We start from the raw sequence: 17,425 nt of genomic DNA, 5'->3' as shown, positions 1-17,425 counted from the left end.
TCGGGTGGTCTCACAAAGCTGATTCCCACTGCGCTGCTGATGCAGCTCATGCGTCAAGGAGACTGCAAGCCCCCCACCCCTAAAGGGGGAGGGGAATCCACCCCGCTCAATCCTCATAGGAGTGCCCTTGCCTCAGACCCTCGCGCACCCGATGCGCCACTTTCAGGAATTCCGGCGTCTCGCGGATATCGAGCGTGCGGTCCTTGGGGAAATTCGTCTCGATGACGTCGATGATCCGTCCCGGGCGCGGCGACATGACCACGATGCGGTTCGACAGGAACACCGCTTCCGGGATCGAATGGGTGACGAACACCACCGTCTTCCTTGTCCGCGCCCAGAGTTCGAGCAGCTGCTGGTTGAGCTTGTCGCGCACGATCTCGTCGAGCGCGCCGAAGGGCTCGTCCATCAGCATGAGCTTGGGATCGAAGGCGAGGGCGCGCGCGATCGAGACGCGCTGCTGCATGCCGCCCGACAGCTGCCAGGGAAACTTTTTCTCGAAGCCCCTGAGATTGACGAGATCGAGATTGCGCGCGATGCGCTCGGCCCGCTCGGTGGCGCCGAAGCCCATGATTTCGAGCGGCAGCGCCACATTGCGCTCGATCGTGCGCCAGGGATAGAGCGCCGGCGCCTGGAACACATAGCCATAGGCGCGCTGGCGCCGCGCCTCTTCCGGCGTCATGCCATTGACGGTTATGGCGCCTTCACTCGCCTGTTCGAGATCGGCGATCACCCTGAGCAAGGTGGTCTTGCCGCAGCCCGACGGCCCGATGAAGGACACGAAATCCCCGTCATGGACGGTGAGATTGACTTTCGACAGGGCATAGACCGGCCCATCGGCCGTCTCGAATGTCAGACTGAGCTCGCGCGCCTCGATAACGGACGCCGCCGCCATTCAACCTCCCCTAGATCACGATCGCTTCAGGCCGGGCGGCCTGAAGCGATAAACGTGATCGTTACCTATATTTGGCGCGCGATCGGACGGAAAACCGGTATCCACTTTTCCTGATCGCGCCCCTTTTTCTTTAAGACTCGTTGGAAAGGATGCTAAACGCTATTGACCATTTGATCAAGAATTAACACCATGGGTCATGGCGCAACCAAAGCCCAAACCGAAGCTTGCGGGCAAAACCCGCATCCAGGCGATCAACGAGGACATCATCCTTGCGGCGGCGCTCGAGGTCTTTTCGGCCTTTGGCTACCGCGGCTCGACCGTCGACCAGATCGCCGACCGCGCCGGCATGTCGAAGCCCAATCTGCTCTATTATTTCCGCCGCAAGGACGACATCTATCGCGCCGTCCTCGAAAAGACCCTGGCCGACTGGCTGGTGCCCCTGAAGAGCCTTGATCCCACAGGCGAGCCTTTGTCCGAGATCGCCCGCTATATCCGCGCCAAGATGGCCATGTCGCGCGACAACCCCAAGGCCTCGCGGCTGTTCGCCAATGAGATGCTGCATGGCGCACCCGCCATCGGCGACTTCCTCTCGGGCCCCATGAAGCTGCTGGTGGACGAGACGGCGCGCACCATCAAGGGCTGGATCGCCAGGGGGCAGATCGCCGCCATCGACCCCTATCACCTCATTTTCACCATCTGGGCGATGACCCAGCATTATGCCGATTTCGATATCCAGATCCGCGCCGTGCTCGGCCGCAACAGCAATCACTTCGCCGACGCCGAGACGACCATCATCCGCCTCATCCAGGATGGGCTCAGGCCGCGGCCTTGATCGCGAACCGGCAGGCCACGCGGCCGTCGAACTCCACCACCGGGACCTTGGCGATATCGATGCCGTGCAGGCAGCGTATATTGACATAGGCCAGGCGCTCAAGCCTCTCGGCCGTGTCCTCGGCGAAGGGATGCATGCCGCAGGTGCGGCAGAAGCGGTGCGCGATCGCATGCTTGTTGAAGGTGTATTTCTGCAGGTCGGTTTCCGGCGACAGGAGACTGAGATCATTGCGCGGCACGGCGATGAGCAGCGCGCCCTTGCGCGAGCAGATCGAGCAGTTGCAGGCAATGGCGCCGGCGGCGACATCGCCCTTGACCTCGAAGGTGACCTTGCCGCAGTGACAGCTTCCCTTGTAGCGCATTGTCCCCTCCCGCAGGTTAAGCCGTCGGATTCAGACTAGCATGGATGATTCTCTTCGGCGACGACAAATCGGAGGCTCTTGCCTTCGCGGAGCACGAGAGCATGACGCGGAGTCGACGTCACGCTCTAGCTTTTTGTTTGCGCATGATCTTTTCGGAAAGCCGGCGCCCGGCTGAGAAGCATGCCGATCGTGAATTGCCGCATGATGCCGTCACCTCGCGAAGACCTGCTTTGTATGGCGGGTTTCCGCGATCCGTGCCGGCGTCAGCGGAATTGCGCCACCCGCTTGGCGCTGTCGGGATCGAGAAAGCCCTTCACGGTCGCCTGGGTTTCTTGCGCCATTGCGGCATCGAGCCCTGCCCCGGTCCGTCGTGCCAGGATATGCCTCAGATCGCGCACCCGTTCGCGCGGCAAGGCGGCGATGCGGCGGGCCAGGTCTCGTGCGCTCGGCAACAGCTGCTCGTCAGGGACGACATCGCGGATCAGACCCCAGCATTTCGCCTGGGTTGCGTCGAATTTATCGCCCAGCATGATCATCTCGCGCGCCCGTTGCAGGCCGACGAGGCGCGGCAGGATGTCGGTGACGCCGCCGGTGACGAAGACGCCGAGCGCGATCTCGGGAAAGAAGAAACGCGTGCCTTCCGCGGCGATGGCGAAATCGCAATTGATGACCCATTCGAGCCCGCCGCCGCAGGCCCAGCCGCGGATCGCGCCGATGACCGGCCGGTCGCCGAACATCATGCTGCGGGTCACATCCTGGATGCGCTCGATATAGGCGGTGGTCTCCGCTTCGTTCCCGGCCTGTGAACTGAATTCCTTGAGATCATCGCCGGCGCAGAAGGCGCGGCCCTCGCCCGTGAGCACGATCGCCCCCACTCTGGCATCCTCATTGGCGGCATCGAGCGCGGCAATGAGATCCTCCAGCAGCTCCGGCACGATCGCATTGAGCCGGTGCGGCCGGTTGAGCGAGATCTGCTGCACGCCGTCGCCGAGATACTCGCTGAGTACCGTTCTGGTCATGGCCTGTCTCTCCTGATCACCCGGCGGGTCTTGCCTTCATTGCGGGGCAAGGTGTTGAAGGGAACGAGCATCACCCGCGCCGATACGCCGATATCGCGCTTGATGCGCTGCTCGATCGTGCCGGCTTGCCCCTCTTCCGGCGCCGCTCCCGCCGCGAGTTCGGCCTCGACCGGCAGCACCGCATAGGGCGACGGGCCATCGAGCACGATGCGATATTCACCCGACAGGCCCGAGAACTGGTTGATGACGGCGGCAACCTGGGTCGGAAAGGCGTTGATGCCGCGCACCACCACCATATCGTCGCTGCGCCCGACCACGCGCAGGCGCGGCGCGGTGCGCCCGCATCTGGCCTTTCCCGTGCCGGTGATCACGATGATGTCGCCGGTGCGGAAGCGCACCAGCGGCTGGCACTGGCGGGAGAGATGGGTGAGCACCAGTTCGCCGCGCGAGCCTTCCTGCCAGGGCAGCACCGCGCCATTGGCGGGATCGATCAGCTCGGGATGGAGAATGTCGAGCGCCACGAAATGCAGGTCGTCGTCAATCTCGCTCTGGCCGGCAAAGGTGGTGAGCACGTCGGTCACGCCGTAATTGGCATTGCGCACCTTGAAGCCCCAGACGGCTTCGAGGCGGTGGCGGAATTCCGGATCATCGAGCCCGCTCTCGCCGCCGAACAGCCCGAGCTTGAGGCCGAGATCGCGGGGCTTGAGGCCTGGATAGTGTTCGGCGATGACCTGCCCCAGAACCGCCGGGTAGGACGGCGTGCAGGAGATCGCCGTGATGCCGAGCTCGCGGATGGTGCGGATGAGAAGCTGCGTCTCGCCGACGCCGAAGGGCACCACCGTGGCGCCGGTGGCCTCGAGCGTCGCGTGATCGGTATAGCCGCCCATCCACAGGCGGTAATTGAGGCAATGGACGACGCGATGGCCGGGCCTGAGGCCGGAAGCCGTTTGCGCGCGGGCGCCGACCAGGGCTGTCTCCTCGGCATCGCGCCGCGACAGAGCAAGATTCATCGCCGTCCCGGTCGTGCCCGAGGTCCGGTGCACCCGGGCGATCTCGTTCTCATCGGCCGCCAGATAATCGCCAAAGGGCGAATGGTCGCGCTGGCTTGCCCGCAGCATTTCCTTGTCGATGAGCGGCAGGTCGGCGAGCCCTGCGAGGCTCCGGGGCGGACGCGTGCTGCCCCAGGCGCGCCGATGCAGCGGCGAGCTGCGGGCGACATAATCGCGCTGGCTCTCCCACAGGCGCTGCCGATGGGCGGCGAGCTCCTGGAGATCGGCGAAATCCGCCCGCTCGACCAGCATGGCGCTTTTCTCCATAAAATGACTATGATGTCATTTTCATATCCAGCAAATCATGTCAATATGTCCGGAAGGATGAACAAGCCTCGGACCATAGCGATTGCCTCCTCCGACGAGCTGGATTTCGCCCAGGCGCTGCTGGCATCGGCGGAGGATCAGGCTTTGCGCAAGGTCGAGCGCACCCGCTCGCGCCTCCTCGCCAGCATCGCCGCGGCGCTGATGGCCGGCACCGAACGGGGCGAGCTCAAGGTGGCGGATGTCACGCAGGGCGCGGGTCTCGCCCATGGCACCTTCTATCGCTACTTCACCGATATGCGAGGCGCGGTCGAAACGCTGATCGAGGAGTTCTCGGGCTTCGTGCAGAGGAGCATCGCCGGCGCGCGCGACGGCGAGACGGGCTCGCGCGAGCGGGTCCTGGGGGCGACCCGGCTTTATACCCGCCTCTTCCGGCGCAATGCCGGCCTGATGCGCTGCCTCATCGGCCTCAATGGCGAGACGACGTCTTTCGCAAGGTCCTATCAGCGGCTCAACCGCGACTGGTATGGCCGCGTCGCGGCGGCGATCGCCAAACGCCGGGGCGCCGCGCCATCGCGCGATGCCTTCCTGCCCATGGCCTATGCGCTGGGCGGCATGATCGATGAATTCCTGACCCAGATCTATTTGCGCAAGGACCCGGCCCTGGCCCATCTTGCCAATGACGAGGATGCCATTGCCGAATTGCTCACCGAGCTGTGGTGTTCCGGAGCCTATGGCCGGCAGGGTTCAAAATGAAAACCGCTTGCCGACCGCGAGCGGCACCAGCGTCTTGTCGCCGAACTCATTGGCGAGTGCCGTGACGGCGCGCCAGCCGGTGCAGTGGCCGGCGGCGATCACTTTGAGGCCGAATTCCCGCATCGCCGCCACCGTGTCGGCAATGATCCGCTCATTGGTGCCGGAAAGATGGAGCCCGCCTGCTACCGCATAAAGCGGTATATTCGGGAAGGACGCCCTGGCCTGCTTGAGCACATTGACCACGCCCGCATGCGAGCAGGCGGTGAAGACGACGAGGCCCTTGCCCGTGACATTCACGGCCACGAAACGCTCATCCATGATCAGCTCGTCGAGCTCCCAGCCCTTGCCGTCAAGCGTCTTCCTGTGCTGGCCTGGAAGCCCGCGCTCGAAAGGCGTCACGCGCGCGATCTCCCCGCTCACATAGGCCAGCCCATCGAACAGCGCTTGCGGCTCCGTGCTGTTGATGACCTCCGCGCCATTGTCGCTGAGCGCCGTCACGCCCGGCACGTCCTCCATGACGAGGAGCGAGCCATCCGGCCGCTTCATGGCGCGCGTGCGGAACATGTCGGGATGGGCGTAATAGGGCACGCGCTTGCCGCCATTGCGGTCGCGGATGATCTGCAGCGCCCTGAGCATGGCGCCGCCGTGATCCCAATGGCCATGCGACAGCACGATCGCCTCGACGGCCGCCAGATCGGCACCGAGGCGCGAGACATTCTGCTCGAAAACCCGGTCTTCAGGCCCCGTGTCGAACAAAAGCGTCTTGGTTTTGTCGCCGCTCCTGATCGTGATGAGGCAGGAGAGACCATGCGCGGCGCAGCATAGGCAGCTGCCGCCCAACACCCAATGTCCATGCCTTCGCCTTGAAAGGCTCGCAAACTCCGTCTCGACGAAGGACGGCACTGAGGACAGGCTGTCGGTGACATTGTCGACGATGATGTGAACTTCGGCACTGTCGACTTCTCGAAGGATGGCCATACAGCACCTCCCTTCAGGCGTAACGGGCTTTCGATCGCTCTTTGGCTTTCATTGCCTCCACTTCGCGATTGCGCGGCGGCGCCGTCGTATGGAGATTGAAGACCAGCTTGCGTGCCGCCAGCGTCACCTCGTCGACGGCCTGATGGAACGCTGCATCATTCGCCTTCGACGGCTTGGCGAAGCCCGACAGCTTGCGGACGAACTGCACGGCCGAGGCGCGAATCTCGTCATCCGTCGCCGGCGGCTCGAAATTGAACAAAGTGCGGATGTTCCGGCACATCATCGCCTCCTCTGGAGAATGGTCCTCTTTGACGGAATATAACCTTTCATGTCATCGCTTTTTAGGCGCTTTCTTCTTCGCCCTGACCTGGTTATGCGCAATGGCGGCGCACACCAGGGTCTTGAGCGCCCGCTCATTGATCTTGTCGCCTTCATGGAGATCGATCGCGCGCCAGACCTTGCCGCCGAGGCCTGCATTGAAGAGCTTGTCCGGATCGGGAAGGCTCGCCCCATGCGAAAAGGTGAGCTTCACCTTGTCCTTATGGGCGTTGCCGACCGCGATGATGCCGTCGCGCGACCAGACCGGGCTGCCCATCCACTTCCATTCCTCGATGATCTCGCCATCAGCGCCGAGGATGGCCTTGCGGACGCTGGCGAGCATCTTGCCACGCCAGTCGTCGAGCTTCGCGATCAGCTGGTCGATCTTATCCGTTGCCGTCATTGGCCCGCCTCGATCATCTTCCACCCGTTCCCTGACGGATCGCGAAAACCCGCATCGACACTGCCATAGCGCTCCACCGGCTCCTGGGTGAATTCCACGCCCCGCGCCTGCAACCGATCATAGGCGGCGCGGCAATCATCGACCGCGAGAACCAGCGGCGGCATGGCGCCCTTGGCGACCATCTCGCGCAAAGTCTGCGCGGTTGCCGCATCATGCAGCGGCGGCCCCGGCGTGAACAGGCCAAGCTGGAAGGACGGCTGGTCCGGATGCTGCACCGTGAGCCAGCGGAAGGGGCCATTCTTCACATCGGCAAGGACCCGGAATCCGAGCTTGTCGACATAGAAACCAACCGCCTCGTCCTGATCCCGGACATAGATACCGACGACATCAATAGCTTCGCTCATAGGACCTCCATTTCTTGAGGCCCCTCCGTATCACCCTCCTCGCGCCGCCGCTTCTCCGAAACTGCTATTGTGAGCTGGGGCCGCGTGGCGGCACGGACCATGCATTCCGGCACGAGATCATGCCGAGCATCCGTCCCGCGCGCCCGGGTCGCACCAGGGCTCTCGCCGGTAACGTCGCGGAATATCCGCCCGAAAGTGCCGAGGCTGTTCCAGCCGGTCTGAAGGGCGATCTCCGTGATGGAGAGTTCCGTCTCGCGCAGCAGCGCCTTGGCCCGCTCGATGCGCCTTGTGAGCAGGTAGCGATGCGGCGGCACGCCGAAGGCTTGCCTGAAGGAGCGCGCAAAGTGAGCCTCGGAGGTGCCGGACACTTGCGCCAGACGCTCCACCGGCCAGTCCTCATGCGAGACCGCATCCATGCGGTCCTTGGCGCGCAGCAAGCGCCGCAACAGCTCGGGGTCCTGACCCACGGGTCCATGCCTCCTCTGGAGATTGATGGTTGCGGATGGCAGTATAGGCGAAACCCGCTCTCCTGTAAGACTTGGGAATTTGTACGATGCCGGCAGAAGCAAAGCCCGTTACCATCGAAGTCGGCAAGGAAGGCAGCGTCTCGGGCCTGTTGCTGAAACCCGTATCGCCGCGTGCCCTTTATGTGTTCGCGCATGGCGCCGGCGCCGGCATGACGCATCGCTCCATGGCGGCGATCGCCGAAGGCCTCGGCGAGCGCGGCATCGCCACCTTGCGCTATCAGTTCCTCTATATGGAGAAGAAATCCGGACGGCCCGATGCGCCGAAGCTCGCACAGGCCGCGGTGCGCGCCGCCATTGCCGAAGCCCGGAAATTGCTGCCGAAGCTGCCGCTCTTCGCCGGTGGCAAATCCTTCGGCGGACGCATGACGTCAGGCGCGCAAGCCGTCGAGCCGCTGCCGGGCGTGCTTGGCCTCGTCTTCCTGGGCTTCCCCTTGCATCCGGCCGGCAAGCCGGCGCAGGAACGCGCCCAGCATCTCGCCGACGTCGATATTCCGATGCTATTTCTGACCGGTACGCGCGATGCTTTGGCTGAGCTCGATCAGCTCGAGCCGGTGACCAAGTCACTCGGCAAGAGAGCGACATTGAAACTCTTCGACCAGGCCGATCATTCGTTCCACGTGCCGGCCAAGAGCGGCCGCAAGGATCCGGAAGTCCTCAATGAGATTCTGGATGAATTCGCGCGCTGGGTCGACAAGGTGATCGCCGCATAACCGGCTCATATGTCGTTGCCGGCTTAGACAGGGTCGACTGCGCCGCGTTCATTCCATTCCAGTATGATAGGGTCTCTTGCGCGAAGCGGACAGGAGCGGAGAAGATGGCTCGTCTTTCAGGCAGATGCATGTGCGGGGCGGTGACCTGGACCTATGCAGGCGACACAACGCGAAATCTCGTTTGCTATTGTACCGATTGCCAGCGCGCCACGTCTTCGCCTGTGACGGCGTTCCTGGGCATGATTGCGAAGCAGCTTTCCTGGAACGGGAAGATCAAGCATTACGAAAGCAGTGCCGGCACTTTCAGAGGATTCTGTCCCGCTTGCGGCACGCGGCTCTATTTTCGCTCGGACAAGTGGCCTGAAGAAACCCATGTCCATGCCGCCACATTGACGAATCCCGGCGAATACCGCCCCGACGCGCAGGTCCTCACGCGTTCGCGCCCAGGCTGGCTCGATCTCCTGAAGTCGATCCCCAGTCACGACGGCTTTCAGAGGCCGCCGGCGGATCCGACTGAACGAGCTGATTGAGAGGGCCGCTTGCTCAGTGAACTTGCGCCTTCTGAAGCAGCTTGAGCGCGGCGCCATGCGCTTCGGTGACCCAGGCCGCCATGCCCTTCGGATCGGGCGGGAATTCGAGCTCGATCGAAGCGGCGCCGGTGAAGCCCGTCTCTTTTATGGCGGCGAGATAGTCGCCGAACGGGGTGTTACCGCGTCCGGGCGGCATGTCGCCATGATTGATGCCGTCGCAGTCCGACATATGGACATGGGCGACCCGGCCCTTGAGCCGTCGCGCCACCTGCTCGGGCGGGATGCGCATCAGCCAGAAATGTGAGATGTCGATGGTCGCCTTCACATTGGCGAGCCCGACTTCGTCAAGGAATCGCTCCATCGTGTCGAGTGAATTGATGAAGGCGAATTCGAACGGCAGGAGCTCGATGGCCAGCTCACGCTGGCGCTTCGCCGCATGCGCCCCCACTTGCCGCGTCGCATCGACCACCATGTCCCATTCGCCCTTGGCCGGGATGAGCTTTTTCTGGAACATATATTCGCCGGGCACGAAGCAGAGATTGCGGGTGGTCGGGAAATCGGCGGCAAGATCGACGACATTCTTCGCCCGCTCGATATGATAGCCGCGGATCGCCGGGTTGAAGTCGCTGAGACCCAGGCAGGTGCAGACGAGCGAGACGACCGGCAGGCCGACAGACAAATTGTCGGCGATATAGGCCTGGCGCTCTGCCTTGCTCAGTTTGCCGGGATCGAAGCCGACAAACAGATCGAGGCTTTCGAAGCCGATGCGCTTCGCCTCTTCCCTTCCGCGCTTGCCTTCATAATCCGTGCCGAACCAGGCCGAATCGATGAGGCCCAGTGTCCAGTTGGCATTCTTCTGCATGCGACACCTCTGGAGTCATCTTCACCGACTTTGCACGTGAGGCCAACCCACATTTTTATGTGTAAACCAAAGTTTACATCATGAGAACTATGGTTTATATTGTCGCATGGTTGGAATCCTGAGATCGCAGGCAAAATACGATGCCGCAGAATTTCTGCGCACACCTGAGGAAATTCAACAGTTCCTGGAAATCGTCTTTGAAGAGAACCAGGATGATCCCGCTATCATAGCCGCAGCCATTGGTGCCGCCACTCGTGCATATGGCATGGTCCGGACCGCAAGGGAAACGGGCCTTACGCGCGAAGGACTCTACAAAGCTTTTTCCGAGACCGGCAATCCCAGCTTCGCCAATGTCCTGAAGGTCATGAAAGTGCTGGGTTTGGGCGTCAAGCCAATTGCGTTGCCACGTCGCAAACCGACCAAGGCCAAGACGCGCAGCCGCCGCGACGCAGCCTGAAGCCCCGATCGGGGCCCTTGGCAGATATCTGCAACCTACTCCGCCGCGACCTTTGCCGCCGGATTGTTGGGATGCGTCGTCCAGTTGGCGTATTTCTTGTCGATCTTCCGGCCGGTGCGGGGATCGGTGCCCTTCGTCATCTGCACCATGGTGATGCAGCTCTCGACCGGGCACACTTCGACGCACAGATTGCACGCCACGCATTCCTCGTCGATCACCTCGAAATGGCGCTTGCCGTTCTTGGGCGCATTCGAGATCGCCTGGTGCGATGTGTCTTCGCAGGCCGCATAGCAGCGTCCGCACTGGATGCATTTGTCCTGGTCGATATGCGCCTTGGCGATGTAGTTGAGATTGAGATACTGCCAGTCGGTGACATTGGGCACCGCCTTACCGATGAGCTCATCGAGGTGTGAGAAGCCCCGCTCATCCATCCATTGCTCCAGCCCCGATGTCATCTCCTGCACGATCTTGAAGCCATAGGTCATGGCGGCGGTGCAGACCTGTGCGGTGCCTGCGCCGATGAGGATGAATTCCAGCGCATCGCGCCAGTTGGTGATGCCGCCGATGCCGGAGATCGGCATTCCTTGCGTTTCCTTGTCGCGCGCGATCTCCGACACCATGGACAGCGCGATCGGCTTCACCGCCGGGCCGCAATAACCGCCATGCGTGCCCTTGCCGTCGATCGTCGGCTCCGGCGCGAAACTGTCGAGATTGATGCTCATGATCGAATTGATCGTGTTGATCAGCGACACGGCATCGGCCCCGCCCTGCTTCGCCGCGCGGGCCGGCTTTCTTATGTCGGTGATGTTGGGGGTGAGCTTGACGATCACCGGCATGCGCGTATTGGCCTTGCACCAGCGCGCCACCATCTCGATATATTCCGGCACCTGGCCCACCGCCGAGCCCATGCCGCGCTCCGACATGCCATGCGGGCAGCCGAAATTGAGCTCGACGCCGTCGCAATCGGTTTCCTCGACCCGCTTCAGGATATTGGCCCAGTTCGTCTCCTCGCAGGGCACCATCAGCGAGACGACCATGGCACGGTCGGACCATTCGCGCTTGACGCGCTTGATCTCGTCGAGATTGGTCTGCAGTGGCCGGTCGGTGATCAGCTCGATATTGTTGAGCCCGAGCAGGCGCCGGTCGCCCGAATGGATGGCGCCATAGCGCGGGCCGTTGACATTGACGACATGCGGATCCTCGCCCAGCGTCTTCCACACGACGCCACCCCAGCCCGCCTTGAAGGCGCGGACGACATTGTATTCCTTGTCGGTCGGCGGCGCGGAAGCGAGCCAGAACGGGTTCGGCGACTTGATGCCGACGAAATTGGTGCGAAGGTCTGCCATGGGGGTTCTCCTAGGCTGACAGGAACTCGTGGATCGATTCGGCGGCACGACAGCCGTCATCGACGGCGGCGACGGTGAGGTCCTGGCCGCCCGCGGCGCAGTCGCCACCCGCCCAGACATCAGGCAGGCTGGTGCGGCGGGAAGCGTCGACCTTGATGCGCCCGCCGTCAAGCACCAACGCATCCTTCATCGGATCGGGCACGAAGGTCTGGCCGATCGCCTTGAAGATCATGTCGGCCTTGAGCCTGAAGGTCTCGCCGGTGCCTCCGAGCTTGCCCTTCTTCTCTTCCGTATATTCGCATTCAAGCCCGATGGCCTTGCCATCCTTGGCCAGCACTTTCCTGGGGCTAACCCAGTGCTTGATCTTCACGCCCTTGGTCTGCGCCAGTTGCTGCTCGAAGCCGGACGCCTTCATCTGCTCGGCGCCGCGGCGATAGAGGATGGTGACGTCCTCGGCGCCCAGGAGCTTCGACTGCACTGCGATATCGATGGCGGTCATGCCGCCGCCGATCACCAGCACGTTGCGGCCGACCTTGAGCTTGCCCAGATCCTTCGCCTGGCGGATCTCGGCAATATAGTCGACCGCATCCTCGACGCCGTCGGTTGCCTCATGCTTGCTGTTGAGCGCATTGACGCCCTGCAGCCCCATGCCGAGGAACACTGCATCAAACTCCTTGCGCAGGCCTTCGAGCGTGATCTGCTTGCCGAGCGCCTTGCCGCGCTCGACCGTGATGCCGCCGATGCCGAGCACGAAATCGACCTCGGCCTGGGCGAAGCCGTCGACCGATTTATAGGCGGCGATGCCGTATTCATTGAGCCCGCCCGGCTTCTTGCGGGCCTCGAAGATCGTCACGTCATGGCCATGCATGGCGAGACGGTGAGCACAGGCGAGGCCCGCAGGCCCCGCCCCAACGACGGCCACTGACTTCCCGGTCGCAGGCGCACGTTGAAAGGGTTGCCGGCCGGTGCGCATCTGCGCATCGGTGGCATAACGTTGCAGGAGCCCGATCTTGACCGGCTTGCCTTCGGCCGTCTCGCGCACACAGGCTTCCTCGCACAGGGTTTCGGTCGGGCAGACGCGGGCGCACATGCCGCCCAGTATGTTCTGCTCGAATATGGTCTCGGCGGCGCCCAAGGGGTTACCGGCGCCGATCTGGCGGATGAACATCGGGATGTCGATCGAGGTCGGGCAGGCCTGCTGGCAGGGTGCGTCATAGCAGAAATAGCAGCGGTCGCTCTCGACCAGCGCCTCATGCGCGCTCAGGGGCGGATGCAGGTCGGCGAAATTCTTCGCATAGGCGTCTTTGGACAGGCGGCGGCCCGCAATATCGGGATGGCCCATGGCAGTCTCCTCATTTCCAGTCTTTTCGCCGGATCAAGGAATAGTGAATCATTTTTTTCTTTTGGTCAAATTATTTATCAAAAGGTCAAAATAGAGACGTGCCTGCTCATATCCGCTCGCCCCTGAGCAGCCGGCGCTGTCCCCTGAGGCGGACCACGGCAAACTCCGCAAAGCGCCGCGCTTCCGGCATGCGCTGCACTTCCGGCGTCATCAGCAGCCACCACATGCCCCCGAGCTCGGAGCGCGGCTCGAAGCAGCGCAGCAGCCCGGCATTGTCGCCCTCGATACAGGGCAGAAGCCCGACGCCCAGCGAGGCCTTGAGCAGGCCAACCATGTTCATCACCGTGTTGCTGCGCGCCACGATGAGCTGGGGATCGGCCTGCGTGACAAGCCAGCGCCCGCGCGCCGTCTGTCCCAGGGCCTTCTCATAGACGATCACCGAATGTCCGCGAATTTCCTCAGGTGATGCCGGCATCCCGTGCTTGCCGGCATAAATCGGGCTGCAATAGAGCGTCCAGCCGAAATCGGGCAGGCGCTGTCCGATCAGGCTCTCGCTGATCGGGCTCTCGGTGGCGCGGAAAGCGATATCCGCCTCGCCCTTTTCGAGATCGCAATGGGCCTCGCTCGACACCTGCTCGATCTGCACCCTGGGATGCTCCTGGCGATAGGCGGCGACAATCGGGGCCAGAAGATGGGTGAACATCGTCTCAGGCGCGGTGACGCGGATCAGTCCCGAGACCAGCCGGCGCAGCCGCTCGGCCTCGCATTCGAAGTCGAGCGCTGCGGTCTCCATCCGGCTCGCCGCCGCCTCGAGCGTCCGGCCATGCTCGGTCAGGGCATAGCCGGTGCTGCGCCGGGCAAACAGCGCAAGGCCCAGCTGGTGCTCCAGCACCTGGATGCGCCGGCTGACTGTGGTCTGGTTCATCCCGAGGCCCCGCGCGGCACCCAGCGTCGAACCGGCGCGGACAACCGCCAGGAAGATGCGCAGATCGCTCCATTCATACATGAATCCCATTCTGCAATATTGCAGAACCATTCATCAAGGCCGCATATACCCCGGCGTCATCTTTTCTGCGACATGGGCGCCCCTCGACCAACCAGGAGGAACGCATGTCTGCTTCGGCCCATCCGGCGAAGAGCCGGGAAATGCACAACCACCATTTCGACTCGACCATCTGGAACGATTTCAAGTTTCGCGACGACGATATCGTCATCTCGACCTATGCCAAGTCCGGCACCACCTGGGTCCAGCAGATCGTGAGCCAACTCATCTTCGGCGGCGCCCCAGGCTTGCCGGTGGCCGAGATGTCGCCCTGGCTCGATCTGCGCGTGCCGCCCAAGATGGAGAAGCTCAAGGCGGTTGAGATGCAGACCCATCGGCGCTTCATCAAGACCCATTTGCCGGTCGATGCCCTGGTCTTCTCGCCGCGCGCCAAATACATCTATATCGGTCGCGACGGGCGCGATGTCCTATGGAGCCTGTACAATCATCACGCCAATGCCAATGCCCTCTTCTATGAGATACTGAACGAGACGCCCGGACTCGTCGGTGAGCCCATCGCGCCGCCGCCCGCGTCGATCCGCGACTACTATCATGCCTGGCTCGACCGTGACGGCCATCCCTTCTGGCCGTTCTGGGAGAATGTGCGCTCATGGTGGGCGATCCGAGACCTGCCGAATGTCTATCTCACGCACTTCCAGACGCTGAAGGACGACATGCCGGGCCAGATCCGTCGTATGGCGGATTTCCTCGGCATCACGGTAGACGCCGCGAAATGGGACGCGATCCTGCGCCATTGCAGCTTCGACTATATGAAGGCAAACGCCACGGCCAGCGTGCCCCTCGGCGGCGCATTGTGGGACGGTGGCGCCGAGACCTTCGTGCACAAAGGCACGAATGGACGCTGGCGCGATGTGCTGACTCCCGAGGAAAGCGCCAAATATGAGCGCCGCGCGCTTCACGAGCTCGGGCCCGACTGCGCCCGCTGGCTCGCCTCGGGTGATCTCGCCGACGGCTTCGGCAAGGCGGCTTAGCCGGCTTCAGAAGATTGGGGAGCGGTTCAGCACTTGGGCGCGTAGTCGGCCGCGTTCACAGTCTTGGGCCGCTCCTCGAGATGGAGGTGAGTGACCTTTTCCGGCGTCTCGGCAACGACCTTGCCGCGCCGGATCACCCAAAGCCGCGCCGGCTTAAGCCTTATCGCCTCGATGGGATCCTTCGCCTGCAGGACGACCATGTCGGCATGGCAGCCCTTGTCGAGCCCATAGGCTTCGAGATGCATGGCCTTGGCCGGATTGACCGTCACCGCGTCGTAGCACCAGCGCAGGCCTTCGCGGCTCGTCATCTGCGCCACATGCACGCCCATATTGGCCACTTCCAGCATGTCGCCCTGGCCCAGCGGATACCAGGGGTCGAGCACGCAATCATGGCCGAAGGAGACATTGATGCCGTAATTGCGCATTTCCGGCACCCGCGTCATGCCGCGCCTTTTGGGATAGGTATCGTGCCGGCCCTGCAGCGTGATGTTGATCAGGGGATTGGGTGTCGCGTGCAGCTGGGCTTCCGCCATCAGGGCTAGCAGCTTCGACACATAGTAGTTGTCCATGGAATGCATCGAGGTCAGATGCGAGCCGACGACGCGGCCCTCGAGCCCCAGCCTGTGGGTCTCATAGGCCAGCGTCTCGACATGGCGCGACAAGGGATCGTCCGTCTCGTCGCAATGCATGTCGACGAGGAGCCCGCGCTTGGCGGCGATCTCGCACAGTGCCTTCACACTGGCCGTGCCCTCCTCCATGGTGCGCTCGAAATGCGGGATGCCGCCCACCACATCGACGCCGAGGACAAGGGCCCGCTTGAGATTCTTGGCCGCATTGGGCGAACGGAAATAGCCGTCCTGCGGGAAGGCGACGATCTGCAGGTCGATATAGGGCGCGATCTTCTGGCGCACCTCGAGCAGCGCCTCGACGCACAGAAGCCGGTCGTCGCATATATCGACATGGGTGCGGATGGCGAGCAGGCCTTGCGCCACCGCGAGATCGCAATAGCGCAGTGCGCGCTCGATCACCGCCTCATGCGTGAGGCGCGGCTTGAGCTCGCCCCACAGCGCGATGCCTTCGAGCAGCGTGCCCGATTCATTGAGCCGCGGCTGGCCCAGGGAAAGGGTCGCATCCATGTGGAAATGCGCATCGACAAAGGGCGGCGACACCAGATAGCCCTTGGCGTCGATCTCCTTCACGCCTTCGATCGCGGGAACGGTGCCGATATCGGCTATCCGCCCCTTGCGGCACAAGATGCTCACCCGCGTGCGCCCGTCGGGCAAAGTCGCGTTTCTGATGATCAGGTCGCTCATGACTTCTCAACCCCTCTCCGCATGGGCGCTATGTGAGCAGGAATCAAACCGTTCGTCTACGCACGCCGTCGCCGAAAAGAAGAACGTCATCCCGGCGAAAGCCGGGACCCATTAAATTGGTAAGGTGCGCGCAGCGCCGCCTGGTTGGTTCTATTCAGTGGATCCCGGCTTTCGCCGGGATGACGAATAAAAAATCACATCTTCCTCGCTTCCAGTGAGAAAGCCAGCGGCAGCTGTACATGATCGGCAGGCAGGCGGTAGAGCCCGTCCTCCGAGACCGTCATATTGGGGAAAAGCGGCCAGGTGAGCGCTGGATGCTCATGCAGCCAGTTCAACGCCATCCCGGCTCGGATCAGGCCGTTGATGATGTCGGACAGCGGATGCTGCCAGGAATAGGTCTTCTTGTTGGCCAGCACATCATTGGCTCCCGTATAGGTCGTCTCGACCTCATCGACGATCGGAGCCTCCCGAGGCGTACGCCAGTCGAATTTGGGACCGACGCGCCCATCGACCCAGTCGAAGGGAAGGATGTTCGGATGGCTTTCGGCGAGATAGAGCCGCCCTCCCCTCTTCAACAGAGAGGCGACGACCTTCGCCCATTGCGCGATGTCGGGCAGCCAGTTGATGGCGCCCCAGGTCACATAGACCATGTCGAAATCGCCAGTGATGAGCTTTCGCGCATCATAGACATTGCCTTCGACGAATTGCGCATCGACATCGAGTTGCCGTGCCAGCGCCCGCGCTTCGGCAATCGCTGCGGGAGAGAAATCGAGCCCGGTGACCGAGGCACCGCGCCGTGCGAGACAGATTGAATCGAGTCCGAAATGGCATTGCAGATGCGCGATGCGCAGGCCACTGACATCGCCGATCTCGGACGCCTCGATGGCATTGAGCTTATCCTTGCCGGCAAGCACCTTCTCAACGTCATAGAACTTCGTCTCGTCCCGGCGATGGATCGCCACACGCTCGTCCCAGCTCTTGCGGTTGGTGTCGAACCAAATCTGCTTGTCCATGGTCGCCTATATACC

21 protein-coding genes are annotated in these 17,425 nt (G+C 62.6%); 6 read left to right on the top strand and 15 right to left on the bottom strand.

Going from position 1 to position 17,425, the window contains the following annotated elements; all coding sequences use genetic code 11:
- Nucleotides 1–106: 106 nt before the first annotated feature.
- The gene (locus tag DT068_RS01100; RefSeq protein ID WP_119387916.1) at nt 107–892 is read right to left on the bottom strand and encodes an ABC transporter ATP-binding protein; all 786 of its coding nucleotides are present in this window, start codon (nt 890–892) and stop codon (nt 107–109) included.
- A gap of 196 nt (nt 893–1,088) precedes the next feature.
- On the opposite strand from DT068_RS01100, the gene DT068_RS01095 reads away from it, so the two are divergent.
- Nucleotides 1,089–1,724, top strand: coding sequence for a TetR family transcriptional regulator C-terminal domain-containing protein (locus DT068_RS01095; RefSeq protein WP_119387915.1), 636 nt, complete (start codon nt 1,089–1,091; stop codon nt 1,722–1,724).
- Here DT068_RS01095 and DT068_RS01090 read toward each other — a convergent pair.
- The 3 genes from DT068_RS01090 to DT068_RS01080 form a co-directional block, all read right to left on the bottom strand.
- A complete protein-coding gene (locus tag DT068_RS01090; RefSeq protein ID WP_119387914.1) occupies nt 1,708–2,085 on the bottom strand; it encodes a GFA family protein in 378 nt (125 codons plus the stop codon). The genes DT068_RS01095 and DT068_RS01090 overlap by 17 nt on opposite strands.
- 263 nt (nt 2,086–2,348) lie before the next feature.
- Nucleotides 2,349–3,104: an enoyl-CoA hydratase/isomerase family protein gene (locus DT068_RS01085; protein ID WP_119387913.1), complete on the bottom strand. Its 756-nt coding sequence runs from the start codon at nt 3,102–3,104 to the stop codon at nt 2,349–2,351.
- Nucleotides 3,101–4,405, bottom strand: coding sequence for a phenylacetate--CoA ligase family protein (locus tag DT068_RS01080; protein ID WP_119387912.1), 1,305 nt, complete (start codon nt 4,403–4,405; stop codon nt 3,101–3,103). Before DT068_RS01080 ends, DT068_RS01085 begins: the two co-directional genes overlap by 4 nt.
- Nucleotides 4,406–4,477: 72 nt before the next feature.
- On the opposite strand from DT068_RS01080, the gene DT068_RS01075 reads away from it, so the two are divergent.
- Complete coding sequence (locus DT068_RS01075) at nt 4,478–5,173, top strand: TetR/AcrR family transcriptional regulator (protein ID WP_162913930.1); 696 nt, start codon at nt 4,478–4,480, stop codon at nt 5,171–5,173.
- Here DT068_RS01075 and DT068_RS01070 read toward each other — a convergent pair.
- From DT068_RS01070 to DT068_RS01050, 5 genes are read right to left on the bottom strand one after another with little or no spacing between them, the layout of a single operon-like run.
- Nucleotides 5,165–6,151, bottom strand: coding sequence for an MBL fold metallo-hydrolase (locus tag DT068_RS01070; RefSeq protein WP_119387910.1), 987 nt, complete (start codon nt 6,149–6,151; stop codon nt 5,165–5,167). The genes DT068_RS01075 and DT068_RS01070 overlap by 9 nt on opposite strands.
- A gap of 13 nt (nt 6,152–6,164) precedes the next feature.
- Nucleotides 6,165–6,431 carry a DUF2277 domain-containing protein gene (locus DT068_RS01065; RefSeq protein WP_119388292.1) on the bottom strand — a complete coding sequence of 89 codons (267 nt, stop codon included), beginning with the start codon at nt 6,429–6,431 and terminating at the stop codon, nt 6,165–6,167.
- 51 nt (nt 6,432–6,482) lie between these two features.
- Nucleotides 6,483–6,872, bottom strand: a complete 390-nt coding sequence (locus tag DT068_RS01060) for a DUF1801 domain-containing protein (protein ID WP_119387909.1) — start codon at nt 6,870–6,872, stop codon at nt 6,483–6,485.
- Nucleotides 6,869–7,276: a VOC family protein gene (locus tag DT068_RS01055; protein WP_119387908.1), complete on the bottom strand. Its 408-nt coding sequence runs from the start codon at nt 7,274–7,276 to the stop codon at nt 6,869–6,871. Before DT068_RS01055 ends, DT068_RS01060 begins: the two co-directional genes overlap by 4 nt.
- Nucleotides 7,273–7,692: a helix-turn-helix transcriptional regulator gene (locus DT068_RS01050; RefSeq protein ID WP_119388291.1), complete on the bottom strand. Its 420-nt coding sequence runs from the start codon at nt 7,690–7,692 to the stop codon at nt 7,273–7,275. Before DT068_RS01050 ends, DT068_RS01055 begins: the two co-directional genes overlap by 4 nt.
- 137 nt (nt 7,693–7,829) lie before the next feature.
- On the opposite strand from DT068_RS01050, the gene DT068_RS01045 reads away from it, so the two are divergent.
- Nucleotides 7,830–8,513, top strand: coding sequence for an alpha/beta hydrolase family protein (locus tag DT068_RS01045; RefSeq protein WP_119387907.1), 684 nt, complete (start codon nt 7,830–7,832; stop codon nt 8,511–8,513).
- Nucleotides 8,514–8,617: 104 nt separating this feature from the next.
- Nucleotides 8,618–9,043 carry a GFA family protein gene (locus DT068_RS01040; protein ID WP_119387906.1) on the top strand — a complete coding sequence of 142 codons (426 nt, stop codon included), beginning with the start codon at nt 8,618–8,620 and terminating at the stop codon, nt 9,041–9,043.
- A 13-nt stretch (nt 9,044–9,056) separates the two neighbouring features.
- Here the strand turns inward: DT068_RS01040 and DT068_RS01035 are convergent, their stop codons facing one another.
- Complete coding sequence (locus tag DT068_RS01035) at nt 9,057–9,905, bottom strand: sugar phosphate isomerase/epimerase family protein (protein ID WP_119387905.1); 849 nt, start codon at nt 9,903–9,905, stop codon at nt 9,057–9,059.
- A gap of 106 nt (nt 9,906–10,011) precedes the next feature.
- Between DT068_RS01035 and DT068_RS01030 the strand changes: the two genes are divergently transcribed.
- Nucleotides 10,012–10,362, top strand: a complete 351-nt coding sequence (locus tag DT068_RS01030) for an addiction module antidote protein (RefSeq protein ID WP_119387904.1) — start codon at nt 10,012–10,014, stop codon at nt 10,360–10,362.
- A 35-nt stretch (nt 10,363–10,397) separates the two neighbouring features.
- Here DT068_RS01030 and preA read toward each other — a convergent pair whose 3' ends face one another.
- From preA to DT068_RS01015, 3 genes are all read right to left on the bottom strand, one after another.
- Complete coding sequence (gene preA, locus DT068_RS01025) at nt 10,398–11,708, bottom strand: NAD-dependent dihydropyrimidine dehydrogenase subunit PreA (RefSeq protein WP_119387903.1); 1,311 nt, start codon at nt 11,706–11,708, stop codon at nt 10,398–10,400.
- 10 nt (nt 11,709–11,718) lie between these two features.
- A complete protein-coding gene (locus DT068_RS01020) occupies nt 11,719–13,050 on the bottom strand; it encodes an NAD(P)-dependent oxidoreductase (RefSeq protein ID WP_119387902.1) in 1,332 nt (443 codons plus the stop codon).
- Nucleotides 13,051–13,156: 106 nt separating this feature from the next.
- Entirely contained in the window at nt 13,157–14,056 is a 900-nt protein-coding gene (locus DT068_RS01015) for a LysR family transcriptional regulator (RefSeq protein ID WP_162913929.1), read from the bottom strand.
- Between the two features lie 104 nt (nt 14,057–14,160).
- Between DT068_RS01015 and DT068_RS01010 the strand changes: the two genes are divergently transcribed.
- A complete protein-coding gene (locus tag DT068_RS01010; RefSeq protein ID WP_119387900.1) occupies nt 14,161–15,084 on the top strand; it encodes a sulfotransferase domain-containing protein in 924 nt (307 codons plus the stop codon).
- A gap of 26 nt (nt 15,085–15,110) precedes the next feature.
- Here DT068_RS01010 and DT068_RS01005 read toward each other — a convergent pair whose 3' ends face one another.
- Nucleotides 15,111–16,397, bottom strand: coding sequence for an amidohydrolase family protein (locus tag DT068_RS01005; RefSeq protein ID WP_119387899.1), 1,287 nt, complete (start codon nt 16,395–16,397; stop codon nt 15,111–15,113).
- Nucleotides 16,398–16,591: 194 nt separating this feature from the next.
- Complete coding sequence (locus tag DT068_RS00995) at nt 16,592–17,410, bottom strand: class I SAM-dependent methyltransferase (protein WP_119387897.1); 819 nt, start codon at nt 17,408–17,410, stop codon at nt 16,592–16,594.
- Between the last annotated feature and the right edge of the window lie 15 nt (nt 17,411–17,425).

It is taken from the genome of Taklimakanibacter lacteus (genome assembly GCA_003576695.1).
In the GTDB taxonomy this organism is placed as follows: Bacteria; Pseudomonadota; Alphaproteobacteria; order Rhizobiales; family Aestuariivirgaceae; genus Taklimakanibacter; species Taklimakanibacter lacteus.
Note: the sequence above shows the minus strand (reverse complement) of the source record. Positions and strands in the feature narration are given on the sequence as shown.